A 25,014-nucleotide genomic window follows, 5' to 3' on the forward strand; every position below is an offset into this window, starting at 1 on the left:
ACGCCGCCTGTCGGCACCGCACATGCAACCGCCGTCCGGACACGCAAGGGAACCCCACAATGAACACCGCGCGCACCGCCACCTGGTATTTCGATTTCGTTTCGCCGTTCGCGTATCTGCAGCAGGAACGGTTCGACCAATTGCCGCCTGCCGTCGCATACGAGCCGAAACCGATCGTGCTCGGCGCGCTGCTCACGCACTGGGGCCAGAAAGCGCCGGCCGAGATCGCCGCGAAGCGCATCTTCACCTATCGCCACGCGCAATACCGCGCCAACAAGCTCGGCATCCCGTTCCGGATGCCGCCCGCGCATCCGTTCAACCCGATCCGGCCGCTGCGTCTCGCGATCGCGATGGGCAACACGCCCGATGCGATCCGGCGAATCTTCCGGCATATCTGGCGCGACGGCCAGGACGTGTCGACGCCGGACGGCTTCGCCGCGCTGTGCGAGGCGGTCGGCTTTCCGGAAGGCGTGACGGCCGTCGAGGCCCAACCGGTGAAGGACGCGTTGCGCGCGAACACCGATCAGGCGATCGCGCACGGCGTGTTCGGCGTGCCGACCTTCGAGCTCGACGGCGACCTGTTCTGGGGCGACGATGCGACCGACATGTTCGTCGACTGCGCGACGTCCCGCGCGTGGCTCGACTCGCCCGAAGTGCGCCGCATCAGCGCGCTGCCGGAAGGCATCCGGCGCGGCTGACGGCACGCACGACGACGCTTGCGTGCCGCGCCCTTCGACGCGCAGCGGCACGGCTTCGCGTCATCGCGACGAAGTCCGCGAGCAGCGCCCGGCGCAAGCGCTGTTGGCAAATGCGGAGCGGGCAGGCCCACACGGTCTGCACATCTTTTCTTTTTATTTTTTATTTTCGTTCGGTGCTGCGCGGCACGGCAGATCCGCGCGAGACGCGACGCGCATTCGATCATCCGATGCAAGATCCTCGGTGGCCCGCCGAATTGTCCAGTTCAACAGATTATTTTCGGCGATGCGCAGCGAACGCGCGCGCAACCGTCAGATGATTCGACATGACCGCGCCGCACGGTCACTTCCAATCCGGCCCCATCGGAAAATCGCGTTTTCTCAGGGGAATCCCGGTATTTTTTCCCATTTTCTTCGAAATTACCGGTGACATACTTGCCCCCCATTGCGCTCCGGTGCGAGCGCGCTTCCTGATCCCCGTCGGTCGCATGTCATGTGCTGCGTGTCCGCCGGGGTCGCAGAACATGAATAATTTCGACACCACGATCCAGGTCTTCCTCACCCACATCTCGTTCGGACCGCTGATGAACCACGCGATCCGCGTGATCGCCGGCCTCTATACGTTCAAGGGCTTCATCCTCATCCCCGTGCTGTGCTGGCTGTGGTTCCAGCCGGGACCGGAACGCGAACGGCAACGCGAACTGGTCATCGCGACCGTCGCGAGCGGGCTCGTCGCGCTCGCGTTCGGCCGGCTGCTCGCGAAAGTCCTGCCGTTCCGCGTGCGGCCGATCTACAACCCCGATCTGCATCTGCACTTCCCGTCCGAGGAACTGCGTGCGGCCACGCTGCAGGCCTGGAGTTCGTTTCCGAGCGATCACGCGATGCTGTGGATGGCGATCGCGACCGGCATCTTCATCATCGCGCGCCGCGCCGGCGTGCTCGCGCTGCTGTACGCGGTCGTGTTCATCTGCGTGCCGCGCGCGTATCTCGGCTATCACTATCCGACCGACCTGATCGCCGGCGCCGCGATCGGCATCGCGATCGCGTGGCTGCTGACGCGCGATGCGATCCGATCGCGCTTCGCGCCGCAGGTGCTGGAGGCGATCCGGCGCTTTCCCGCGCCAGCCTATACGCTCGCGTTCCTGCTGTGCTTCGAGCTGATCACGCAGTTCGACGAACTGCTGACGCTCGCGCAGTCGGTCAAGCACACGACGATGTAACGGGACGGCGCCGCGATGCATCCGCTGCTGTCGTCACGACGCCCCGGCACGCGCTGCCGGCCCTGCGCGGCGGCATCGCGCCCCGCGCGCGCCGCCGGTCAGGTCGTCGCCGCGCCGGCAACCGCGGCCGCGCTCGTCAGTCGCGATCGGGCGCGCCGAGCGGAAAGAACGCACGATACGGCCGCGCCTCGTCGACCGCACGCGCAAACGACGGCCGCGCAAGCAGCCGCTTGCGATACGCGATCACGTTCGCGAACGACGGGTCGATCCGGTGCGTCCAGTCCGCATAGAACAGGAACGGCGCCGCGCCGCAGTCGGCGAGGCTGAAGCGGTCGCCGGCCGCCCATTCGCGATCGGCCATCGTTCGATCCAGCCATGCGTACGACGTTTCGAGCATCGCGCGCGCATCGGCGACGCCCCGCGCATCGCGCTCGTGCGCCGGCCGCAGCGCATCGAACACGACCTTCTGCTGCGGCGTCGACACATAGTTGTCGAAGAAACGATCCATCGTCCGCACTTCCAGCGCCGCGCGCCGGTCCTCGGGCACCAGCCGCACGGGGCCCGGATGATAGAGATCGAGATACTCGACGATGATCGTCGCCTCGATCACGGTGCGGCCCGCGTCGACGAGCACCGGAAAGCGCTTCAGCGGCCACAGCGCGGCCAGTTCCTGCATCGGCTTCGGATCGTCGTGCGCGAGCACGCGATACGCGAACGGCGTGCCGTTCTCGTACAGCGCGGTCAGCGCCTTCTGGCAATAGGAGGAAAAAGGATGGGCGTATAGCGTCGGCATCATCGCGAGGTCTCTCAGGGTTTCGGCGCCGCGTCATGCGGCGCCACGTGATCGGATACCTTGACGACGAACGGCGCCAGGCCGATTCGACATCGGACCGATCGATTTTTTTTGCTCCGCGCGCACCGCGCCGCTACGACCGGCCGTCCATCACGACGCGGCCTTCGCCGCGCCAGCGCAGCATCCCGCCGCCGAGGTTCGCGACGGCGTCGAAACCGGCTTTCAGCAGAATCACGGTCGCCTGCGCGGAGCGGCCGCCCGCGCGGCATACGGTCACGATCGGCCGGTCATGCGCAAGCTCGCCGGTGCGCGCGGCCAGTTCGCCGAGCGGAATCGGCGTCGCGCCGGGCAGATGGCCGAGCGGGCCGGTGAATTCGTCCGGCTCGCGCACGTCGACCACCTGTACCGCCGACAGGTGATCCTCGAGCCACTGCGGATCGATTTCCCAGAACCCCGCGAACGTATAGACGAGCGGCGCCCAGTCGGGCGCCACCTGCACGTCGGGCGCGTTCGCGGCGACGCCGCATTGCAGGTTCGCGGGCACCGCGACGTCGATCTGGCGCGGATGCGCGAGCCCGAGGTTGCGCATGTAGCCTGCAAAATCGTCCTCGCTGAGATCGCCGCCGAGGCGCGGATTGAAGCGCCGCTCCTCGCCGACGCTCGTCACCGTCAACCCGCGATAGTCGTGCGCGGGGTACAGCAGGCATGCGGCCGGCAGCGTGAAGAGCCGACCGTGGACCGCGCGATACAGCGCGCGCGGGTCGCCCTGCTGGAAATCGGTGCGGCCGGTGCCGCGAATCAGCAGGCAGTCGCCGGTGAACGCCATCGATTCGTCGTCGAGCACGAGGCTGATGCAGCCGCTCGTATGGCCCGGCGTCGCGCGCACGGTCAGGTAGCGCGTGCCGAATGCGCAGCGATCGCCGTCGTTCAGGTAGCGGTCGGCGCCCTGCGCGCCGCTCGCGGCCGAAATCGCGATCGCGCTGCCGGTGCGCTGCTTCAGCAGCCACGCACCCGTCACGTGATCGGCGTGCACGTGCGTATCGATGGTGGCGACGAGCCGCAGCCCGAGCTCGTCGAGCAGCGCCACATCGCGGCGCACCTGCTCGAACACGGGATCGATCAGCAGCGCCTCGCCCGATGCGCGGTCGGCGAGCAGGTACGTGTAGGTCGACGATTGCGGGTCGAAGAGTTGCCGGAAGATCATGGCGAAGTCGCTCCGTCGGCTGGGCGTGTCGGTTGGATGGAGGGTGCGGGTCGGACAACCCGCCCCGCGTATATCGCCGGCGCGCGGGGCGCACGTTCATACAGCGTAGTTCAAAACACGCGCGCCGCCGGCGGCGAGACGTCATGCCGCGCCCGGAGCGTCGCGCGCGCTGCCTTACACTACCGCCTGTTCTCGTCTTACGTTCACAGGAATTGCGCCGACATGTCGATGACGATCGATCCGAAGCAGGCCGCCGCGCTGCTGGCCGTCGCCGACACCGGCAGCTTCGAGCAGGCCGCCGTGCGCCTGCACGTGACCGCGTCCGCCGTCACGCAGCGCGTGCGCGCACTGGAGGCGAGCCTCGGCACGCCGCTCGTGCTGCGCACGCGGCCGTGCCGGCCGACGGTGGCCGGACAGCGCGTGCTGCAGCACCTGCGCCGCGTCGCGCTGCTGCAGGCCGACCTGCAGAGCACGCTCGCGGCCGAGCGCGAATCGCCGATCTCGGTCACGATCGCGCTGAACTCCGACAGCCTCGGCACCTGGTTCCTGCCCGCCCTGACGTCGGTGCTCGCGGGCGAGCGCATCCTGTTCGAGCTGATCGTCGAAGACCAGGATCACACGTTCGCGTTGCTCGAAAGCGGGATGGCCGTCGGTTGCGTGACGACCGAGCCGAAACCGATGCGCGGCTGCGTCGCGACGCCGCTCGGCACGATGCGCTACCGCCTGCTCGCGGCCGCCGCGTTCGCGGTGCGCTGGTTTCCGCGCGGGCTGAACCGCACGAGCGCGCGCCATGCGCCCGTCGTCGCGTATTCGCGGCGCGACACGCTGCAGTCCACGTTCCTGAAGGAGAAATTCGGGTTGCCCGAAGGCGCGTATCCGTGCCATTACGTGCCGGGCACGCACGCGCATTTCGCGGCGGTGCGGCACGGGCTCGGCTACGCGATGGTGCCGGAGCCGCTGATCGGGGGCGCGCCGCTCGACGCGCAGGGGCTCGTCGATCTCGCGCCCATGCATCCGACCGATATCGCGCTGTACTGGCACGCATGGACCGTGCAGTCGCCGACGATGGCGTCGCTGTCCGCGCGGGTGGTCGAAGCGGCGCGCCGGCTGCTCGCGCCGCTGCCGTGACCAGCGGGTGACCGACGTCGCCAGCGCGGCACGCGGTGCGGCACACGTGGCAACGAACAACCCCGCCGCGCCGCCTATACTTTTTTCATCGGCCTCGCGAACGCGCCGCGCGGCCGATCAAGCATATTCGGCCGTTCCCTTTCCCGTGAGGAGAACATCATGTCCCGCCGCTATATCGATTGCCGCGAGTTCCCCAGCGCGATGCATTGCTCGATCGCGATTTCCGCCGACTCCGACAACGAACTACTGGAGGCCGCCGTGCAGCATGCGGTCTCGGTGCACCAGCACACCGACAGCGCCGAGCTTCGCACGCAATTGAAAGCACTGTTCCGCGACGGCACGCCGCCCGCCGACATGCCCCGGCAAGCCTAATCCGCCGGCACGCCAGATATCGACAGACGGGCTGCAGCACCGCCCCGTCGCCTCCCCACTCCTGCTTCGCGCCATGAGCGCCGGCGCCTCCGCCGGCCGGCGCATTCCGCCTCACGCGCGCCGCTGCGCGAAATACGCGCCGACCGCATCGATGAAGGTATCGATATCCGCCCGCGACACGTCGCAATGCGTGACGAAGCGCGACGCGTACAGCATCTGCGTGAGGATTCCGCGTTCCTTGAGCCACGCTTCGAGCGGCGCGCAATCGGCTTCGGGGAATTGCGCGAACACCATGTTCGTCGCATGCGACAGCACCTTCACCGGCTCGATGCGCGCGAGGCCCGCGGCGAGATGCGCGGCGTTCGCGTGATCGTCGGCCAGCCGTTCGACGTTGTGGTCGAGCGCATACAGACAGGCCGCCGCGAGAATGCCCGACTGGCGCATCCCGCCGCCCAGCACCTTGCGCCAGCGCTGCGCGCGCTCGACCAGCGCGCGATTGCCGACCAGCACCGAACCGACCGGCGCGCCGAGCCCTTTCGAGAAGCAGATCGACACGGTATCGAACGGCGCACACAGTTCCGCGATCGGACGGCCGGACGCGACGGCCGCATTGCACGCGCGCGCTCCGTCGAGGTGCGTGGACAGCCCACGGCTGCGGGCGAGCGCGACGGCTTCCTGCACATAGCCTTCCGGCAACACCTGGCCGCCGATCGTGTTTTCGAGCGCGAGCAGGCGCGTGCGGGCGAAGTGATTGTCGAGCGGCTTGATCGCCGCGGCGATCTTCGCGAGCGGCAGCGTGCCGTCGGGCGCGTTCTCGATCGGCTGCGGCTGGATGCTGCCAAGCACGGCCGCACCGCCGCCTTCGTACTTGTACGTGTGCGCGAGCTGACCGACGATGTATTCGTCGCCGCGTTCGCAATGGGCCATCAGCGCGGCCAGATTGCTCTGCGTGCCGCTCGGGAAAAACAGGCCGGCTTCCTTGCCGGCCCGCTCGGCCGTCACCGCCTGCAGGCGCAGCACGGTCGGGTCGTCGCCCCATACGTCGTCGCCGACTTCGGCGGCAGTCATCGCGGCCAGCATCGCCTGGCTCGGACGTGTCACGGTATCGCTGCGCAAATCGATCATCTTCGTGCCCTGAGTGAATGCGGACCGGAACCGATGCACCCGGCCCTGCCGAAACGAGACTCAGAGTGTACGCAATTCGCGCAGCGCTTGCCGATGCGTCGCACCGCCCAATCCGGGCACCACCGGCACGGCGCACACACTCCGCGTCGGCGTGTCGTTCCCGTGATGCGACGCGCCATATTGCCGCACATGCGGCAGACCGCCACGCCGCCGGCACCCGCGGCGCGCGTCGCGATCTTGATACGAATCAACGATTTATCCCGAAACCACCCGTGAAGGGCTGGACATCTGCGACGAGTTGGCGCATTCCGCGGCGCAACATCGCGGCACATACTCCAGCCAACCCCGATGCCCCGTCGGCCGGGGTCCGCCGGCACCCCGCCGGCGGGTATCGTCAGCTTCGGTCAACTGGTATGGACACCGCTTTTTCGGCCCTCGATCTGGCCCGCCTGCAATTCGCGTTCACCGTCTCCTTTCACATCGTCTTCCCGGCGCTGAGCATCGGCCTCGCCAGCTTCATCGCCGTGCTCGAATATCGCTGGCTGAAGACCGGCAAGCAGTATTACAAAACCCTCTGCCTGTTCTGGTCGAAGATCTTCGCGGTCGCGTTCGGGATGGGCGTCGTCTCCGGCGTGGTGATGAGCTATCAGTTCGGCACGAACTGGTCGGGCTTCTCGAGCTTCGCAGGCGCCGTCACCGGGCCGCTGCTGATGTACGAGGTGATGACCGCGTTCTTCCTCGAAGCCGGCTTCCTCGGCATCATGCTGTTCGGCTGGAATCGCGTCAGCCCGCGCGCGCACTTCGGCGCGACGCTGATGGTCGCGATCGGCACGCTGATCTCGACGTTCTGGATCCTCGCGTCGAACAGCTGGATGCAGACGCCGCAGGGTTTCGAGATCGTCGACGGCCGCGTCGTGCCGACCGACTGGTTCGCGATCATCTTCAACCCGTCGTTCCCGTACCGCCTGTTCCATATGGCGATCGCCGCGTTCATCGTCGCCGCGCTGGTCGTGGCCGCGACGGGTGCATGGCACCTGCTGAAGGGCCGCCGCGACAAGGGCGTGAAGAAGATGTTCTCGATGGCGCTGTGGCTGCTGCTGGTGCTCGCGCCGCTGCAGGCCGTGATCGGCGACCAGCACGGCATCAACACGCTGAAGCACCAGCCGGCGAAGATCGCCGCGATCGAAGGGCTGTGGGAAACCGAAAAGGGCGGCACGGCGCTCAACCTGTTCGGCATTCCGGACATGAAGGCCGAGACGACCCGCTACGCGGTGAAGGTGCCGCACCTCGGCAGCCTGATCCTCACGCACAGCTGGGACGGCGAGATCCGCGGGCTCAAGGACTTCGCGCCCGAAGACCGCCCGAATTCGACGGTCGTGTTCTGGAGCTTCCGGATCATGGTCGGCCTCGGCTTCGCGATGATCGGTCTCGCCGCGCTCGCCTGGCTGCTGCGCCGCCGCGGCGGCCTGTATGAATCGAAGTGGTTCCAGCGCTTCGCGCTCGTGATGGGCCCGACCGGCTTCGTGTCGCTGCTCGCGGGCTGGGTGACGACCGAAGCGGGCCGCCAGCCGTGGGTCGTCTATGGCGTGATGCGCACGGCGCAGGCCGTGTCGCCGCTGTCGGTGCAGCAGGTCAGCCTGTCGATGATGACGTTCGTGATCGTGTATTTCCTCGTGTTCGGCACCGGCGTGTACTACATGCTGAAGCTGATGAAGGCCGGCCCCGCGCTGCCCGACGTCGGGCACGACGCGCAACACGGCGAGCCCGACACGCGCCCCGACCACACCGCGCGCCGCCCGATGTCGGCCGTCGACGAGCTGATCGAGACCGTCTGAGCCCCTTCATATTCGCAAACGAGAAAACCTATGGACGTCACCGTAATCTGGGCCGCGATCATCGCATTGGGGCTCTTCATGTACGTCGTGCTCGACGGCTTCGACCTCGGCATCGGCATCGTCTTCCCGTTCTTCCCGGACGAGAAGGAACGCGACCTGATGATGAACACCGTCGCGCCCGTGTGGGACGGCAACGAGACGTGGCTCGTACTGGGCGGCGCCGGGCTGTTCGCGGTGTTCCCGATCGTCTATTCGACGGTGCTGTCGGCGCTGTACCTGCCGCTGATCTTCATGCTGGTGTGCCTGATCTTCCGCGGCGTGTCGTTCGAGATCCGCGCGAAGGCGCGGCGCACCAAGCAGCTGTGGGACCTCGCGTTCATCGGCGGCTCGGCCGGTGCGACGCTGTTCCAGGGGATCGCGCTCGGCGCGTTCCTGCAGGGCATCGACGTGAAGGACGGCGTGTTTGCGGGCGGCGCGTTCGACTGGCTCACGCCGTTCAGCCTGCTGACCGGCCTCGGCCTGCTCGTGACTTATGCGCTGCTCGGCTGCTGCTGGCTCGTCGCGAAGACGGAAGGCGACCTGCAGCGGCGCCTTCATCGCGTCGTGTGGCCGCTGACGGTCGTGCTGCTCGGCTTCATCGCGGTCGTCAGCCTGTGGACGCCGCTGCAGGACCCGGCCATCGCGCAGCGCTGGTTCGATTCGGGGCTGTTCTGGCGCCTGCTGCCGGTGCCGTTCCTGGTCGCCGGGTGCGCGGTGTGGATGCGTCGCGCGGTGCGCGACCGGCACGACATGACGCCGTTCGTGCTCGCGCTGGCGCTCGTGCTGCTCGGCTACGTCGGCCTGCTCGTCACGATGTTCCCGTATGCGATTCCGCAGACGATGACGATCTGGGAAGCCGCGGCACCGCGTTCGAGCCAGACCTTCACGCTGGTCGGCGCGGCGGTTATCCTCCCGATCATCATCGCCTACACGACGATGGGTTACTGGGTATTCCGAGGCAAGGTGCGCCATGAAGACCAGCATTACTACCACCACTGATTCCGCCGCTCGCCAGCCCGACGCACCGCAGCCGCGGATGCGCGGCTGGATGTGGTTCGTCGTGCTATGGGCGGGCGGCGTGCTCGGCGCCGTCACGCTCGGCTATGCGTTCAAGATCTTCATGAACCTGACGCTGTTCGCGGTGAAGTAACGTCCCGGCCGCCGGGCGGACGATCATGCCGCCGCGTACGTCATTGCGGCGCCCGCCGCACGACGCCGAGCTTCAGTCCGAGCATGCCGAATATGCGGTTCATCGTTTGTACCGTCCCGTCGCTGCGGCCCTGCTCGATATCCTGGATTGTCTTCGTCGACACGCCGGCGAGCTTCGCCATCTCTGCGCTCGTCAGCCGCATCGTCTGCTTCAGATGACGCACGGATTCGCGCAGCGACCACTCGGGATGCGCGAGAACGTCCTCGATCGCTTGCCGACGCAACGCGAGCTGATCGGGAAGCGACATCGCGTTATAGCGTTTGTCCATCGTGTCGCCTCCGTCTAGCGCAGTGCATCCAGTTCGCGGGCGAGCCGCTCGATGCCCGGTTTCAGGAAAGCATGCACATCGTGCTCCAGGCCGAGATCGACGCCCTGATCGGCGATCTCCGCCAAGCGCGGCGCCATTGCCTGCAGCCGTGCCCGCAATGCGTCGCGATCGAGCGCGGCATGCGCCTCCCCCGCCTGCGGCTCGCTCGCCCGAACGACCGCATCGAGTACCCGCGCCCAGTCCGGCCGCCCCCCGTCGTTGCCTTCCCAGCGGATGCGCCGTGCAATGCCATCGGGATGCAGATGCATCGGCGCGAAGTCGTAAAGCGGCGTCAACGCGACGCGTCCATCGAAGTCGCGTTGCAATGCGGTGTTCCGTGCATGATTGTCCTTGTTGCCCAACGCAAGATTCGCGACGTCGCGGCACAGATACTCGGCCACCTCGGTTTGAGGGTCGGTGCATCGGCGCACGAGATGCCCGCACACCTCGTCGTGACTCGGCACGACGCCGAAGCCGGCTTTGCCGGTCAGTGACGCAATGCTTTCCTGAGCGAACCTGACGACGCGGCCATCGACGCGCGCGCGGTCGAACCGCGGGATGAATAGCGACCGATCGCGCAGCGTCAGCGGCGCATGCACGCGCAACCCAAGCCGCTGAGCCAATGCCATGTAGGGCGCTTCGTGACGAAGGATCTGTGCCAGACGCTCGTTCGCGCCGCGTCCGAACTTGACGATATAGTGCTCGGCCGCGTGCGCGTCCGGCAGCGTGTGATCGAGATAGAGCAGGCCATCGTCGGCACGGGTCAGTAGGAGTTTCGGCCACTCGCCCTGCACCCCCGAGGAGCCCGCGACAAAGAATCCGTGTTCGGCGAGATATTCGCTGAATGCGTCTCCGCGCGCGGCAACGCCGTCGTCAGTAAAACCTTGTCGCGGCCCCTGGCGCTCGGCAAGCCACTGCGCGGCTTCCTTGACGCGCAGATTGCCGATCGAGTTGCCTGCCCCCGCGAGCAGCAACGGCCAGTCGGCACGTTCCTCCGCCGTTTCCGGCAGATCGAGGCGACGCAACAGTTCGTGACGGCCGAAGCCTTGCGGCAACAAATCGATCAGGAAAATCGGCCAGTGGGGCGTCATCAGGGGCTCGAGATCGACCGGAAAGCCGCACGCCATCGCGTGCGCATCGCGGGCGAATTGATGCCGGACGACCCATTCGACGTCGTAACCCGTATAGGCGCGAGTGCGCCAGCCCTGGTCAGGCTCGCCGAAAAGGGTGACGACGCCGATGTCGTGCCAAATACCGTCGGCGTGAAGCTGGATCGTGCAGGAGGCGCTCATTTCAGCAGAAATTTATATAAATCATGCCGTTCATCGTAGCTGAATTATATAAATTTCTACCGAAATAGGAAGCGAGCCCTTGAATGCCAGAAGCAGCGGTCGAAGGGAAACGCCCGTCGCCTACCGCCGCTCGCGCAGCGCCGCCTCGATCTTGCGATCGGTCTTGTACTGGCTCAGCGCATACACCGACCAGATCGCGGCCGGCAGCCAGCCGATGATCGTGAGCTGCAGGATCAGGCAGATGACGCCGGCGATCGGGCGGCCGATCGTGAAGAACTGGAACCACGGCAGCAAGAGGGCAAGCAGCAGACGCATCGGATTTCCTTTTTCGCATCATCGAGGAACAACGTACGCGGCCAATATGGCGCGTCATGCCCCCGATTTCAAGCCGATCTACGCCGAACCAGACAACCATCGCGCGACGCGCGCGACGAGCGGGTCTGCTTCGTCGAAACGCTCGACGCCCGCCACCTGCGGCGCGTCGCAGATCCCGAATACCGGCTTGCCCCATTGCAGCCCCAGCGCGATTTCCGACAGCGTGCCGAGCCCGCCGCCGACCGCGATCAGGCACACAGACGCGCGCGCGATCAGCGCATTGCGCGTGATGCCGAGCCCGGTCGGCAGCGCGACGCTCAGATACGGATTCGCGTCCCGCGCATCGTCCTCGGGCAGCAGCCCGATCGCGCATCCGCCCGCGGCCCGCGCGCCGCGCGCGGCAGCCTCCATCACGCCCTGCTTGCCGCCGCCGACGATCGCGAGGCCCGTCGCCGCGATCCCGTGCGCGATCCGCTCGGCGACGGCGAGCTGCGCTTGCGTCGCGTCGCGCGGCCCGATCACGCCGACCGGCATCCGGTGCCGTTGCGCGCCGCGCTGTCGCTGCGCGAGTTGCGCCAGCGCGGCGCGCGTGTCGTTCGACCATTCAATGACGTCGTTGCCGTGCAAGTCCTTCCCCCAGTGCAAGAACGCAGGTGCAAAGCGCCGTTAGCACGATCGACAGCACGGCGGCCTGCGAGAAATCGGTCTGTCCGTCGGACAGCTTCAGGTACATCAGCAGCGGCAGGATGTTGACCTGCGTGCCGGCCAGCGCGAGCGCCGTGCCGTACGTGCCGAGCGCGATCGCACCCACGAGGCACCACGCGGACGCGATCGACGGCCACAACTCGCGCCACGCGACGTCGAACCACGCGCGCCACGGCCGCGCGCCGAGCGTCAACGCCGCCTCGAGCGGCCGCCGGTCGAGATTCGCGAGCGCCGGGTAGAGAATCAGCGCGACGCGTGGAATCAGGTAATACGCATAGGCGAACGCGAGCCCCGGCATCGAGTAGATCGCGCCGCCGACCACGGTCGGGTCCGCGCCGAGCGACGCCAGCAGCATCGTGACGAAACCGGCGCGGCCGAACACGAGGATGAAGCCGTACGCGATCACGAGGCCGGAGAAGGCGAGCGGCACGCCGAGCAGCGCCAGCGACCAGCGGCGCCGCGCCGGAGACTGCCCGGCCAGCACGAACGCGACCGGCACGCCGACGGCGACGGACAGCGTGCCGGCGCCGATCGCGAGCGCCAGCGAACGCACGATCGCGTCGGCGACGAGCGGATCGCCGAACACCGCGGCGAACGCGCGGCCGCCGCCGTCGAACGCGGCGCCGACGAGCGCGGCGAGCGGCAGCACGAAGCACACCGCGAACAGCGCGGCCGCCGGCGCCGCGCCGTAGCGGCGCAGGACGCCATCCCGCATGGACGAAACCCGCATCGCGCGCCCCTTACTTGCCGAGCGTGGCCTGCGACCAGAGCTGGTCGACTTCGGCCTTGTGCGTCGCGGCCTTCGCGACGTCGAGCGGACGCACCTGCGGCGCGTTCGGCAGCTTCGCCGCGACGTCCTGCGCGACCGGCGTGCCGGGCACGGCCGGGCGCACGTAGCCCTGCGCGAACAGCCCCTGCCCGACGTCGCTCATCACGAGGTTGAGCCACAACTGCGCGGCGGCCGGATTCGGTCCGTTCTTCACGAGACTCATCGCATACGGCGCCGATACGCTGCCGTCCTGCGGGATCACGACTTCGGCCGCATCGCCCATGCCGTCCGCGTACTTGGCCTTGAGCCCGTCGTTCTCGTAGCCGATCAGGATCGGAATCTCGCCCTTGACGAATTTCGCGTACGGCGTCGTCCCCTCGACGCGCAGCACGTTGCCCGCCTGCTTCAGCTTGCCGAAGAACTCCGCGCCCGGCTTCGGGTTGTCGACGCTGCCGCCGTTCGCATAGGCGGCGGCGAACACGGCGACCTGCCCCTGCCCGGTCGAGCGCGGGTCGAGATAGACGACCGCATTGCGATATTCGGGTTTCAGCAGGTCGGACCAGCGCTGCGGCACGTTCTTCACGAGCTTCTTGTTGACGAGCAACGCGATGTTCAGCGAGTGCACCGCGAACCAGCGGCCGTCGGCCGCGCGGAACACCGTGGGCAGCTTGTCGAAATTGACCGGCTTGAACGGCGCGACGACGTCCTTGGCCGTCGCGTCGAGCGCCGACGCCGCGAAGTAGTAGGCCGTGTCGGCCTGCGGGCGACGTCGCGACTTGTCGAGCGCGACGACCGTGGCCGCCGATCCGATGTCGTTGTACGTGATCTCGACCTTCGGGTAACGCTTGCGGAATTCGGCGAACAGCGACTTCCAGTTCGCCCACTCGGGGCCCGTGTCGAACGACACGACGAGCCCTTCGTCGGCGGCCTTCTCGTACAGCGCATCCTCGCCGGGATACAGCGGCGCGGCATGGGCCAGCACCGGCGCGAGGGTCGCGAACGCGCAGAGCGCCAGCAGGCGGCGGCGCGTCGCATGAAGGAAGTGGCGGCGTGCGGACATCGTGATTCTCCGTTGAATGAATAGGTCGCCCGCGCTCACGCGGCAGGCAGCACGAGCAGATGGCGCGGCTCGATCGACACGCAGCGCGCGGGCAGTTCGCGCCCTTCGCCGAGCAGTGCGTCGGTCGCGCCGGCGGGCACGAAATCGAAGCGCTGTGTCGCGCCGAAGTAGCGCACCTCGCCGACCCGGCCATCGATGCGGTTCGCGACGTACGCGGGGGGATCGGGCTGCAGGTGTTCCGGACGGATCAGCACCTCGACGGCGTCGCCCGGCCGGTGCGCACCCGTATCCGCGCACAGCGTCGTGAACCGCACGTCGACCGCGCCATGTGCGAGCACACGGCCGCGCAGCAGCGTCGAATGGCCGACGAAACGCGCGACCTGCGCGGTCGCCGGACGCTCGTACAGGTCGCGCGGGGTGCCGGCCTGCAGCATGCGTCCGCCGTCGACGATCGCCACGCGATCGGCCATGCTGAGCGCTTCGTCCTGGTCGTGCGTGACGAGCAGCGTCGTCGCGCCGCATGCGCGCTGCAGCGCGCGGATCTCGTCGCGCAGCTGGTGGCGAATGCCGGCGTCGAGCGCCGCGAGCGGCTCGTCGAGCAGCAGCAGCTTCGGTTCGATCACGAGCGCGCGAGCGAGCGCGACGCGCTGCTGCTGCCCCCCGGACAGCAGCGCCGTGCTGCGCCCGGCCTGCGCGGCGAGGCCAACACGTTCGAGCATCTCGAGCGCGCGGCGGCGGCGCGGCGCCGCGGCCATGCCGCGCATCTTCAGGCCGTAGGCGACGTTGTCGACGACCGACAGGTTCGGAAACAGCGCGTAGTGCTGAAACACCATCCCGACCTCGCGCTGCCACACCGGCACGCCGGCCATGTCGCGGCCGCCGATCGCGATACGGCCGCGGTAGCCGTCGAGCAGGCCGGCGGCGAGGCGCAGCAGTGTCGATTTGCCGGAGCCGCTGCGGCCCATCACGGCGAGCAGTTCGCCCTGGGCCGCAGACAGCGTGACCGCGTCGACGCCGTGACGGGCGCCCGGATACTGGAAGCTGACGTTTTCGAAATCGAGACTCATGACGGTTTCACTTCAGGCGTTGCACGGTGAAGACGGAGGCGAGCGTCGCGAGCACGGCGAGGACGAGCAGCACGACGGTCGCCGCGCAGGCCATCCCGGACGCGCCGTAGAACGCCTGCAGCAGCACGATCGGATAGTTGCGGTAACGGAAGCCGGCGATGAGGTTCGAGATCTGGAATTCGCCGATCGACAGCGCGGCGACCATCACGAGGCCGGAGAAGAGGCTGTGCCGCAGGTTCGGCAGCACGATCGTGACGAACTGGCGCAGCGGCGTCGCGCCGAGCGTCGCCGCACATGCCTCGAGATGCGCGAGGCCCAGGTGCCGCAGGTCGCTCAGCAGCGTCTGCAACAGGTACGGCAGCGTCAGCACGGCGTGCGCGGCGATCATCAGCGGCAGCGTGCCGAGCCACGGCAGCGCATCGCCGCTGAAGATCGCGATGTAGCCGAACCCGAGCGTCAGCGCCGGCACCGCGATCGGCATCAGCATCACGATGCGCGCCGCGAAGCCGCGGCCGGCCAGTGCGCGGTGATGCAGCGCATACGCGAGCGGCAGCGCCAGCACGGCATTGATCGCGCAGCAGGCGAGCGCGACCACGAGGCTCGTGCCGAATGCGCGGGTGAAGCTGCGATTCGCGGCCAGATCGACGAACCAGTGCGACGTGATGCCGGTCGGCAGCAGCGTGTTCGTCCACGACTGGCCGACCGAGCCGATCAGCAGCAGCACGATCGGCAGCGCGAGATACAGCCCGAACGCCGCGACGAACGCCCGCAGCAGCAGGCGTCCCGCCATCGCGCGCGGCCGTTTGTTACGACGAATCGGAATAGCTTCGGCAAGGGCCGGAGCGGATGGCGAATGCATGGCGAATCTCGCTGACGGACACGGAACGGGTCACGCAACGCCCGCCGGGCCGGGCCGGCACGCGTTGTCATGACGGACGCAGTGTGCGGATCCGACATGGCATCGTCATGAAAAAAACGTACAACGCCCGCATCGTTCTGTGCGCGCAAGGAATAGTTCGCCGTGAAGCACCTGTTTCCCAACGTCGCGGAGCTGCACGCGTTCGCGAGTTCCGTGAAGTACCTGAACTTCTCGTATGCGGCGCGCGAGCTCGGCCTGACGCCGAGCGCGGTCAGCCGGCAGATCGCGAATCTCGAGGCACTGTTCGGCGTGAAGCTGTTCGTGCGCGAGGGGCGCAATCTCGCGCTCACGCGGGCCGGGCAGGTTTATCACGCGCGCGTGATCGGCCCGCTGCGCGAGATCGGCAACGCATCGATCGAATTGCTGAGCGCGCGCGAGGACAGCGACCTGCTGACGATCGCAAGCGTGCCGACCTTCACGACGAAGTGGCTGGTGCCGCGTCTCGCGCGCTTTCTGGCCGTCGCGCCAGCGGTCACGCTGAGTTTTCGCCGCCATCTCGCGCACGGCGACGTGTTTCCGTTCGGGCTCGACGCGGCGATCCGCTATGGCGACGGCGCATGGGAAGGCGTCCGGTGCGATTACCTGGACGGCCGCACGTTCGTGCCGGTCTGTTCCGGCGAATTCGCGGCACGGCATGCGCTGCGCACGCCCGCCGACACGGCCGCCGCGCCGCGGCTCGTGCACGAGCAGGCGGAAATCGCGTGGTCCCTCTGGGCGGAGCGCCATCGCGTCGCCCGGATGAACGCGCTCGCGGGGCCGCGCTTCGAACAATATTCGGTGCTGATCCAGGCCGCGCAAGCCGGGCTCGGGCTCGCGCTCGTACCGCGCTTCCTGATCGTCGACACGCTCGCGAGCGGCGCGCTCGTCGAACCGTTCGACGCGCCCGTCGACGTCGACGCGCAGGGGCACTACCTGTGCTACGCGCCGGAGCGCCTCGAGACGAGCGCCGCGTTGCGGCGTTTCAGGGAATGGATGCTCGACGAATGCGCGACGGCGTGAACGGGCCCTGGCCGGCATCGTCAAGCGGAAAAAAATGCGGCGCCGCCGGCCATCAGCCGAACGGCGCCGCGTGCACGGTACCGGACACCGCCCGAAGGCGGCGCCCGTCACGTTGCGTCAGTGGTCGATACCGAGCCCCGGCAGCACGTGCGTGTTCTCGGCCACGACCGCGTGCAGCAGCTTCGGTTCGGCGCCGAGCAGCCCGAGGATGGTCGGCGCGACCTGCTTCGTGCCGACGAGATCGCTCACGGTGCGCGCGCGGTGGAGGCCCGGATACGACACGAGCAGGCCGAGGTGGCTGTCGTCCGGCGCGTTGCCGCCGTGCTCCTCGTCCTTCTTCGTGCTCGACGTGTAGATCACGCCCGGATTCGGCTGGACGACGATGTCCGGCGTGCGGCCGTTGGCCGGATCACCGAACCGGTCGGCCAGCGCCGCGCCGTACAGGATGTATGCCTGCGAGCCGTCGGCGCAGATCCCCGGCGCGTTGCAGCCGAGGTTCGCCTTCAGCGTCTGCACCACGGCCGTGCGCTGGCTGCGGTCGCGCAGCCAGATCAGGCCGACGTCGTCGGTCTGCACGAAGCCCGTGCCGACCAGGCCCGAACCGTCGTTCAGGTTGCCCGTCGTCGTGTTGTTCTGGCCGAAGTTGCCGTTCGGGTCGAGATAGTTGTTCGCTTCGAGCAGTTTCGTCAGCGTGTCGCCGTTCTTCACGAGCTTCGTGTGATCGGTCGGCGACTGGCCGTGCTTCGCCGTGACGATCACCGCCGTCGACGTGTACAGGTTGCGCTGCTTCAACTCGTTGACGATGCGGCCGATCGAGTTGTCGACGTACGTGATCGCGTTCGCGACCTGGCCGTTCGGCGTGAAGTTCGCGTCGAGATAGCCGCCGCCCTTCGCGACCGGCGCCTTCTGCGCGACGCTGAGCGTCTGGAAGTTGGCGCCGAACAGCGTCGGCACCGGCGCGTTCTTCGTGCCGGTCGAATCGCGGCCGTCGATCTGGTTGACCAGCGCCTGCACGTGCAGGTTGTCGAAGCGCGCGGTGTGCGAATAGACGTCGGTGTAGGCGGTGTTCGTCGCCGGGTCGATCGAGTTGATCTCGGTGCGCATCAGATCGTCGACGCCGGTGCCCGACGGGCCGTTCAGCCAGTCGTAGCCCCATGCGTGCTTGTCGGCCCATGCGGTGTATGCGTTCGGCACGCCGGCCTTGACGGCCTCGAACACCGTGTTGGTCTTCACGTAGTTGTGCGGATAGACCGGCACGCACTGACCATTGACCTTCGCATGCGGGATCGCCTGCGGATTGAACGCGCCGCCACCGTCGAGGTGCACGAGCGCGCCGCCGTTGATGGCGTCGATGCCGGTCGTCTCGTCGAACACGACGTTCCAGCCCTGCTTGCCCGAGCAGGTCGTGTCGCTCGGCGCATACAGATTGCGGTCGTACGACACGTCGTAGAACAGGCCGGCCGTCTTCGGCGAGCCGCCCGTCACGAGCGCCGCGAGGCCCGGGAACGAATCCGACAGGCCCGGCGTATAGGCGTTCGTGTACGTGACGCCGGTTTGCGCGAGCACCGCGATGTTCGGACACGTGTTCGCGCCGATGCAGCGCGCGAGGTCCTGCTCGTGCAGGCCGTCGACGCTGATCAGCAGCACGTGCTTCACGACGCGCCGGCCGTGGCCGGCGTCGTCGCCCTGACTGTTGCCGTCCTGCTGCGCGGCGTAGACACCCGCGCTTGCGAGCGCCAGCGCGCCCGCCACCATCGCCGCCACCTTCCGCTGCTTACCAAGGAAAGACATCATCACCCCACCTCATCGATTGACGTTGAACTGCGTGACCTGCCAACAGGCGCGCAAAATATGGCCGGATCGTGCGGCGCTCCGATGAAGCGGGGCTTTCTGTTTTCTGTCAAACGTAACCAATCGCAAATGACACGACGCCGTCGCAATGCAGGGTGACCCGGCGCACGCCGCGACGTGCGCACCGGGCCGGTGCATGGTGCGCGCCATCGCCCGCCGCACGATTTTTTTTCGTGCTTGGCGCATGACTATTGGCGTGTGATAAAGGGTTTTCCCTGACCCGGAGCACGACTATGTCGACCCTGGAAGCTCTCCGGTTCGTGCTGGACGATGCACGTACCCCCGAAATCATTCGCCATCACGTCGTCGACGCGCTGCAGTACGCGCTGCGCAACTACGGACAGGTGTTCACCGCGAAGGAAGTCGAGTGGCTGACGCAGTGGGACGACGCCCGCCTGCCGCTGGCCGCGAGGAAGGAACTGGACAAGCGCGAACCGGCGATCGCCGAGCGCTGACAGGAAGGCGCGCCGCCGCGCCCGATTGCCGGTCGGGCGCGGCGGCGGCGGATGATGGCGTGACGCGGCTTACTGCAGGCCGAAGTCGACGCGCGTCGTCGCGCCCTTGTCCTCGATGCCCTTCGCATCGAGCTTCGGCGCCACGACGAACATGCGGCTCGAATCGATCTTGCCGTCGAGGTATTGGCGCACGGCCTGCGCGCGCTGCTGCGCGAGCGCGCGCAGCGCATTGTCGTCGGCCGGCGCGTGATCGGCCAGCGCCTGCTTCATGTCCGCATCGGGCAGCGTCTTCTGCAAGCCGATCAGGTTGCGCGGCTTCTTGAAGTCGGCGGCCTTGTACGCACGCGTCAGGTACTTGGTGTACTCGGCCGGTTCGACCTTCACCGACATCGGATCGATGCTCTCGCCCTGGCCGACCACGTCCTTCAGCTTCTGCTGACGCACCAGACGCTCGACGTACGCGTCGCGCAGCCCCGGCGTGTCCTTCGCCGGATCGACGCGGCCGATCAGGTCCAGCCGGATCGACGGCTTTTCGGTCAGCATCTTCACGACGGTGTCGAGCTTCTTCTGCTGCGCGTCGGTCAGCGCGTACGTGCCCGGCGCGAACTCGACGTAGCCGAGATCCTCGCCACCGCTGCCGCCGAACGCGTTCGCGAGCAGCGTGAACGGCGACGTGACGGCCTTCGCGATCAGGTTCAGCACCGCGCGCCAGATCAGCCCGCCGACGCTGAACTCCGGATTCGACAGCGAGCCCGACACCGGCAGGTTCACGTCGATCTCGCCGCGCGTGTTCTTCAGGAGCGAGATCGCGAGCTTAACGGGCAGCTTCGTCGCCGTGTCGTTCTCGACGTGATCGCCGAACGTGAGCTGGTCGATGAAGATGTGATTGTTCGCCTGCAGCTGATCGTTCGCGAGCTGGTAGTGCAGGTCGACGTTGAGCTTGCCCTTCGTGATCGGATAGCCGGCGTACTTCGCCGAATACGGCGTCAGGTTGGTCAGCTCGATGTCGTGCGCGGTCGCCGTGAGGTCCAGCGCCGGCTTGTCGATCAGCGGGTTCACCGAGCCCTTGATCGAGATCGGCCCGTTGCCCGCGAGGTTCGCGGCGACGTCGACCGGCGCGGACGTCGTCGAGTCCGTGCCGAACGCGCCGACCGTCCCCTTGATCGCGACCAGATTCGCCGTGTAGTTCGGCTTGATGAAGTTGTCGGTGTAGGTCACGCGGCCGTTCTGCAGCAGGAGCTGGCCGAAATGCATGCGCACCGGATTCTGCGGCGGCGGCGCGGCCTTCACGACGACCGTCGCCGATGCGGCGGCCGGCGCGGACGCCTGCTGCACGGCCGCGGCCGATGCGGCCTGCGCGGCGGCCGGCGGCGTCACGCCCGGCGACAGCGGCACGGGTTCGCCCTTGCTCGCGTCGCGCGTGAGCGATTGCGCGGGGCCCGTCTCCTTCGCGACGACGTCCTTCAGGTTCAGCCGCCCCTGCGCATCGAGCAGCACCCGGCCGTAGAAGTTCGAGAACGTCACGCGCGCGGCGTCGACGTCGGTGCCCTTCTCGTCGTAGTTCACCTTCAGGTTCGACAGCGCGAGCGAGCGCCAGCCCGCGAACGGGTCGGACGTCGCCTTGTCGAGCATCCGCACGTCGACCAGCGCGACATCGCCGCGATAGGTCGCGCGCGGCGTGTCCTTCACCTGCGCGAACGTCAGGTTGCCCTGCGCGTTGAGCAGCGCGCTCGCGATGGTCGCGTTCAGCGCGCTGCCGAAGTACGGCTCGAACGCGGCCGCGTCGAGGCGGTTGCCGTTGATCTTCAGGCCGAGCTTCAGCGGCTGCGCGGTCACGTCGCCCGACACGTTCACCGAGCCCTTGCGGTTCAGCGTCGCCTTCAGCTGCACCGGCAGCGGCTTCGTCATGTCGTCGCTGATCTTCTGCACCGACAGGTCGAGCGGCTTGATCGCGAGCTTCACCGGACGCGGCGTCGACAGGTCCGTGAAGTTCGCGGACGACTCCTTCACGTTCAGCGCGTCGATCCGGTAATGCCACGACGGCGCGGCTGCCTCGGCCTTGCGCGCGACCGTGCGCTTGGGCACCGCCGCCTGCGCGGGTTCGGCCAGCGCCGCCAGGTCGATCTTGCCGTCCTTCAGGCGCTTCACGTCGAGCGCGAGCCCGGTCGCATCGACGCTCGCGATTTCCGCGGTGCGCGCGGCGACGTCGACCTTCGCGATCTTCGCGCTCGCGTCGGGCAGCACGATCGCGGGCGCCTTCGCGTCCGGCGTCGCGAGCTTCAGCGATTTCAGGCTCACCGTGCTGTCGGCGACCTGCGCGTCGAGCGGCGTCTTGCCCCAGTCGGCCTTCGCGTTGACGCTCGCGCCGAGCGTGCCGTCGAGCACGCGCGCGCGGGTCGCCTCGCCGAGATACGGCTGCAGCGCCGGCAATGCGAGCGCGTCGACCGTCAGCTTCGTGTCGGCCTGCTTCGCCGCCAGGCTGAACGCGCCTTCGGCCTTCACGTCACCGCCGCGCGACAGCGACGTCGACAGCATGTATTTCGCGGGCGTCTTGCCCTGCAGCGTGAAGCCGTCGAGCGTCGCGGCGAGCTTCGTCAGCGACAGCGCGGTCGGCGTCGCGGGCACGCGGTCATCGACGTTGATCGTGCCGCCGTCGATCGCGAAATGACGGATCGTCAGGTCGAGCGGCGGCGCTTCCTTCGCGGCGGCTTCGGCCTTCGCGCCGCTCGCGGCGTTGGCGGCGTTGGCGGCGACGGTCGATGCGGCGGCGCCCGACGCAGCCGGCTTGCCCGCGTCGGCCTTCGGCGCGGCGGCCGGCGTGCCGGCGAGCTTCTCGACGTTCAGCACGCCCTGCTTGTCGCGCGCCAGGTCGACGACCGGCTGGTCGAGCCGGATCTCGTCGAAATGCAGCACGTTGCGCAGCGGCTCGAGGCCGGCGGCCGCGACGTGCACGCCGCGCGCGGCGAACAGCGGCGCGGACGCGCGGTCGGTCACCTTCGCGTCGTTGAGATCCACGGTGCCCGACACGCGCAGCGACGGCGTGGCGCCGCTCATCACGAAGTTCAGCGTGAGGTCGCTGCTCAGCAGGCCGCTGGTGACGATCACCGGCAGCTTCGCCGGCGCGTAGGAAATCAGCTTCGGCACGTCGAGCCGGTCGAACTTCAGCGCGACTTCCGATTCGCGCGACAGCGCGAACGGCTTCGTTTTGCCGTCGATCGCGATCGGGCTGCCGTCGAATCGCGCGCGCAGCTTCGGCTGCACGAAGATGTCGGTCTTCGACGGCAGCGTCGCGATGAACGGAATGCCGAGCGTCCAGTTGTCGACCACGTGCTTTTCGTTCAGCAGGCGGTCGTCGAAGTCGATCCGCCCGTCGTTGACCTGAATGTTCGACACCGAGAAATGGGTCGGCTTGCTTTCGGGTTTGGACGGCGTCGAGAACTTCTCGATCAGGTCGGTGAAGTTGAAGCGTTGCGCGTCGTAGCGAACGATATGGAAGCGCGGCGAGTCGACGCGCACTTCGTTGACGATCGGCGCGCCGCGGAACAGCGACGACCACGACGGCCGCACGACGAGCTTGCCAATGTCGATGAAGTCGCCCTGGCCGCCGCGCTCGCCGACGTGCACGCCGTCGGCTTCGAGGTTCAGCGTGTACGGGTTCAGCGCGATGCGCTGGACAGTGGACGGCCGGCCGAGCTGCTGGCTCAGTTGCTGTTCGGCGATGTGGCGGATCAGCGGCGGCGCCGCGAAGAATCCGAGCAGTCCAAATACAACGAGGAAGATCAGCACGCCGAGGCCGATACGTCGGGTCCGGCGCGAGCGTGCAACGCTGCCGAGGGCGTGGAAGGTCGAGGGTACGGTTTCTTTGTCTGCGCTTGACATGCTTGGATGCCTCGGGAATGGATGCCGGGCCGCGCCGGAAAACCGGCACGGCCGCGCACGCTATCCCGAAAGTATAGGCTCAGGTGGTGACGGAACGACGCTCGGGCGAGGCCGCCGCGCCCGCGGGTCGGACAGCGGCGGCGCCCGTCGGTTCACTTTCGGACGACGACGGGCGGCATCCACGAGCCGTCGCTCGCCTGCGGCTTCGGTGCGTAGAGTCGCAGCGCGAGCGCGAAGTCGGCGCGCGGCGCCGGCAGCCAGTTGGCCGCGTGCGTGCCGCCCGGCGACGCCGACACGACCACGTCGATCGAGCCGTCGTGGTTGCGGCGCAGCCGGTCGCGGTCGCCCAGCGACCGGCGCGCCGAGCCGACGTCGGGCAGCGCGCCGTTCGTCGTGTACGGCGTGAGCGTCCAGAACCCGCGCACCGGCGGCAGCGCGCCCGGCGCGAAGTGCAGCACGTAGCGGTTCGCGCCGTTCAGCGTGTGGCCGTCGCTATCGACGCGCACGAGCGCGAGCGTCTCGTCGTCGCGCGTCGCGGTGCCGAACTGCGTATAGGCCGCGTATGCGCGCAGCGCGTAGTCCTGGCCGTACTTGCCGGCCGTGTCGCCGATCCAGCTCCAGCCGTTCGCGTTCAGCAGGTTTGACGGCGGTGTCGCGAGCCGCGCGCGCGCCTCGGCGACGCCGGCCGTCGCGGCGTTCAGGCGATCACCCGTCCATAGCACCGGGTAGCCGGCCGTCACGCCGATGTCGCCGAGCAATTCGTTCGCGTGCGCGTCGTCGGCCGGTGCCGGATTGTCCTGCAGCGCCCGCGCGAAGCGCGTGAAGAACGCCTTCGGATCGAGCGCGGCCACCTGCTCGGCCGGCGTGCCGCCGCTCGCCGCTTCCAACGGCGCGCTGCCCGCATGGACCGCGACCGACGCGCCACGCGTGCTGCCCATATAGACGGACAGCGGCACCACGCGGATCGCCCGCTGCAGTTTCTTCACGTTCGTGAGGTCGCGCCCGCCGCTCGTCTGCAACCGCACCTCGAGCCACGCGTTGGCCGACGGCACGTCGATACGCAATGCGCCCTTCGGCAGCGTGCCCTGCCAGTCCTTCGCGGCGAAGGCAATCGTTTGCGATCGCGCGGCGCCGCGAGCGCCACGCGCCGCCACACTCGACGACGACCACAGCACGTTCGTCCACATGTCGAGCGCGCGGGCATCCCAGTAGCGGCCGCGGGTATCCGGCAGCGTGACGATCACCGGCTCGGCACCGACGTCGAGCCAGCCGGTCGAGTCGAGCGTGTCGACGCCCGGCAGCGGCGGGTTGAGCGCGCCGACGGGCGGCAGCGCCTGCGCGTGGCGCAGCGTGTTGAGCGGCGCCTGGCCCGGCTGCGCGCTGTCGCCGCCCGTCGCGGCTTCCTTCGCGACGTCCATCAGCACGAGCGGATACGCGTATACATAGGAGTCGGCCACTTCGGCACGCATCCAGCCGGTTTTCCGCTGGATCGCGTCCGGTTGCGACGCGCATCCCGCCAGCAGCGCCGCCAGAGCCAGCGACGCGCCTGCCGCGCGCCGCAGAGAAATTGATTCTCGTAGGTTTTCAATCATTGAGTACTGGCCGAATATCGTTCTTGTCAGTCAACGCCTTGTTCGACTCACGATCGGCGAAAGCAAGGCACCCCAGCGTGCCCGGTCGCCGCTTCGCTCGGCGGGCGCTGATGTCAGGCCGGTATCATAGCGCCTAAGGGCATCCCCCAATATGCCGAATATCGGGCGCAGCGGTAGCCGGGC

General features: G+C 68.0%; 23 protein-coding genes. 9 read left to right on the forward strand and 14 right to left on the reverse strand.

Going from position 1 to position 25,014, the window contains the following annotated elements:
* Positions 1-59 precede the first annotated feature (59 nt).
* Both HWX25_RS11460 and HWX25_RS11465 read left to right on the forward strand, forming a co-directional pair.
* Positions 60-698: a 2-hydroxychromene-2-carboxylate isomerase gene (locus HWX25_RS11460; RefSeq protein WP_175908552.1), complete on the forward strand. Its 639-nt coding sequence runs from the start codon at positions 60-62 to the stop codon at positions 696-698.
* 521 nt (positions 699-1,219) lie between these two features.
* Complete coding sequence (locus tag HWX25_RS11465) at positions 1,220-1,915, forward strand: phosphatase PAP2 family protein (RefSeq protein WP_059689305.1); 696 nt, start codon at positions 1,220-1,222, stop codon at positions 1,913-1,915.
* A 136-nt stretch (positions 1,916-2,051) separates the two neighbouring features.
* Here the strand turns inward: HWX25_RS11465 and HWX25_RS11470 are convergent, their stop codons facing one another.
* The gene (locus tag HWX25_RS11470) at positions 2,052-2,711 is read right to left on the reverse strand and encodes a glutathione S-transferase family protein (protein WP_059689304.1); all 660 of its coding nucleotides are present in this window, start codon (positions 2,709-2,711) and stop codon (positions 2,052-2,054) included.
* A gap of 130 nt (positions 2,712-2,841) precedes the next feature.
* The gene (locus tag HWX25_RS11475) at positions 2,842-3,912 is read right to left on the reverse strand and encodes an MBL fold metallo-hydrolase (protein ID WP_175908553.1); all 1,071 of its coding nucleotides are present in this window, start codon (positions 3,910-3,912) and stop codon (positions 2,842-2,844) included.
* A gap of 222 nt (positions 3,913-4,134) precedes the next feature.
* On the opposite strand from HWX25_RS11475, the gene HWX25_RS11480 reads away from it, so the two are divergent.
* Complete coding sequence (locus HWX25_RS11480) at positions 4,135-5,040, forward strand: HTH-type transcriptional regulator ArgP (RefSeq protein ID WP_059815107.1); 906 nt, start codon at positions 4,135-4,137, stop codon at positions 5,038-5,040.
* A gap of 159 nt (positions 5,041-5,199) precedes the next feature.
* Positions 5,200-5,412, forward strand: coding sequence for a DUF1059 domain-containing protein (locus HWX25_RS11485; protein ID WP_059528699.1), 213 nt, complete (start codon positions 5,200-5,202; stop codon positions 5,410-5,412).
* 111 nt (positions 5,413-5,523) lie between these two features.
* Here HWX25_RS11485 and ltaE read toward each other — a convergent pair whose 3' ends face one another.
* Positions 5,524-6,537 (reverse strand): low-specificity L-threonine aldolase, encoded by a 1,014-nt coding sequence (ltaE, locus tag HWX25_RS11490; protein ID WP_175908554.1) that lies wholly within the window; start codon positions 6,535-6,537, stop codon positions 5,524-5,526.
* 413 nt (positions 6,538-6,950) lie between these two features.
* Here ltaE and HWX25_RS11495 point away from each other — a divergent pair, with 413 nt between their 5' ends.
* The 3 genes from HWX25_RS11495 to HWX25_RS11505 are packed head-to-tail and all read left to right on the forward strand — an operon-like array spanning position 6,951 to position 9,561.
* Complete coding sequence (locus HWX25_RS11495) at positions 6,951-8,372, forward strand: cytochrome ubiquinol oxidase subunit I (RefSeq protein ID WP_175908555.1); 1,422 nt, start codon at positions 6,951-6,953, stop codon at positions 8,370-8,372.
* A 30-nt stretch (positions 8,373-8,402) separates the two neighbouring features.
* Entirely contained in the window at positions 8,403-9,410 is a 1,008-nt protein-coding gene (cydB, locus tag HWX25_RS11500; protein ID WP_059528706.1) for a cytochrome d ubiquinol oxidase subunit II, read from the forward strand.
* The gene (locus HWX25_RS11505) at positions 9,382-9,561 is read left to right on the forward strand and encodes a hypothetical protein (protein ID WP_059815115.1); all 180 of its coding nucleotides are present in this window, start codon (positions 9,382-9,384) and stop codon (positions 9,559-9,561) included. The genes cydB and HWX25_RS11505 overlap by 29 nt, the downstream gene beginning before the upstream one ends.
* A gap of 40 nt (positions 9,562-9,601) precedes the next feature.
* Here HWX25_RS11505 and HWX25_RS11510 read toward each other — a convergent pair whose 3' ends face one another.
* From HWX25_RS11510 to HWX25_RS11545, 8 genes are all read right to left on the reverse strand, one after another.
* Positions 9,602-9,889 (reverse strand): helix-turn-helix domain-containing protein, encoded by a 288-nt coding sequence (locus HWX25_RS11510; protein ID WP_044848495.1) that lies wholly within the window; start codon positions 9,887-9,889, stop codon positions 9,602-9,604.
* A 14-nt stretch (positions 9,890-9,903) separates the two neighbouring features.
* The gene (locus tag HWX25_RS11515; protein WP_175908556.1) at positions 9,904-11,220 is read right to left on the reverse strand and encodes a HipA domain-containing protein; all 1,317 of its coding nucleotides are present in this window, start codon (positions 11,218-11,220) and stop codon (positions 9,904-9,906) included.
* A 120-nt stretch (positions 11,221-11,340) separates the two neighbouring features.
* Complete coding sequence (locus tag HWX25_RS11520) at positions 11,341-11,535, reverse strand: YqaE/Pmp3 family membrane protein (RefSeq protein ID WP_044848494.1); 195 nt, start codon at positions 11,533-11,535, stop codon at positions 11,341-11,343.
* A gap of 78 nt (positions 11,536-11,613) precedes the next feature.
* A complete protein-coding gene (locus HWX25_RS11525) occupies positions 11,614-12,162 on the reverse strand; it encodes a TIGR00725 family protein (RefSeq protein WP_175908557.1) in 549 nt (182 codons plus the stop codon).
* Positions 12,140-12,970: an ABC transporter permease subunit gene (locus tag HWX25_RS11530; protein WP_175908558.1), complete on the reverse strand. Its 831-nt coding sequence runs from the start codon at positions 12,968-12,970 to the stop codon at positions 12,140-12,142. Before HWX25_RS11530 ends, HWX25_RS11525 begins: the two co-directional genes overlap by 23 nt.
* A 10-nt stretch (positions 12,971-12,980) precedes the next feature.
* A complete protein-coding gene (locus HWX25_RS11535; protein ID WP_175908559.1) occupies positions 12,981-14,069 on the reverse strand; it encodes an extracellular solute-binding protein in 1,089 nt (362 codons plus the stop codon).
* A gap of 35 nt (positions 14,070-14,104) precedes the next feature.
* A complete protein-coding gene (locus HWX25_RS11540; RefSeq protein WP_175908560.1) occupies positions 14,105-15,136 on the reverse strand; it encodes an ABC transporter ATP-binding protein in 1,032 nt (343 codons plus the stop codon).
* A 7-nt stretch (positions 15,137-15,143) separates the two neighbouring features.
* The gene (locus HWX25_RS11545) at positions 15,144-15,995 is read right to left on the reverse strand and encodes an ABC transporter permease subunit (protein ID WP_175908561.1); all 852 of its coding nucleotides are present in this window, start codon (positions 15,993-15,995) and stop codon (positions 15,144-15,146) included.
* 162 nt (positions 15,996-16,157) lie between these two features.
* On the opposite strand from HWX25_RS11545, the gene HWX25_RS11550 reads away from it, so the two are divergent.
* The gene (locus HWX25_RS11550; RefSeq protein ID WP_059815126.1) at positions 16,158-17,054 is read left to right on the forward strand and encodes a LysR substrate-binding domain-containing protein; all 897 of its coding nucleotides are present in this window, start codon (positions 16,158-16,160) and stop codon (positions 17,052-17,054) included.
* A 117-nt stretch (positions 17,055-17,171) separates the two neighbouring features.
* Here the strand turns inward: HWX25_RS11550 and HWX25_RS11555 are convergent, their stop codons facing one another.
* A complete protein-coding gene (locus HWX25_RS11555) occupies positions 17,172-18,848 on the reverse strand; it encodes an alkaline phosphatase family protein (protein ID WP_175908562.1) in 1,677 nt (558 codons plus the stop codon).
* A gap of 290 nt (positions 18,849-19,138) precedes the next feature.
* On the opposite strand from HWX25_RS11555, the gene HWX25_RS11560 reads away from it, so the two are divergent.
* The gene (locus HWX25_RS11560; protein WP_059448952.1) at positions 19,139-19,360 is read left to right on the forward strand and encodes a hypothetical protein; all 222 of its coding nucleotides are present in this window, start codon (positions 19,139-19,141) and stop codon (positions 19,358-19,360) included.
* 69 nt (positions 19,361-19,429) lie between these two features.
* Here the strand turns inward: HWX25_RS11560 and HWX25_RS11565 are convergent, their stop codons facing one another.
* Positions 19,430-23,239 carry a DUF748 domain-containing protein gene (locus tag HWX25_RS11565; RefSeq protein WP_175908563.1) on the reverse strand — a complete coding sequence of 1,270 codons (3,810 nt, stop codon included), beginning with the start codon at positions 23,237-23,239 and terminating at the stop codon, positions 19,430-19,432.
* Positions 23,240-23,391: 152 nt separating this feature from the next.
* Positions 23,392-24,831 (reverse strand): DUF1254 domain-containing protein, encoded by a 1,440-nt coding sequence (locus tag HWX25_RS11570; RefSeq protein WP_175908564.1) that lies wholly within the window; start codon positions 24,829-24,831, stop codon positions 23,392-23,394.
* Positions 24,832-25,014 lie beyond the last annotated feature (183 nt).

The organism is Burkholderia sp. BCC1640 (assembly GCF_902833125.1).
Lineage (GTDB): Bacteria > Pseudomonadota > Gammaproteobacteria > Burkholderiales > Burkholderiaceae > Burkholderia > Burkholderia diffusa.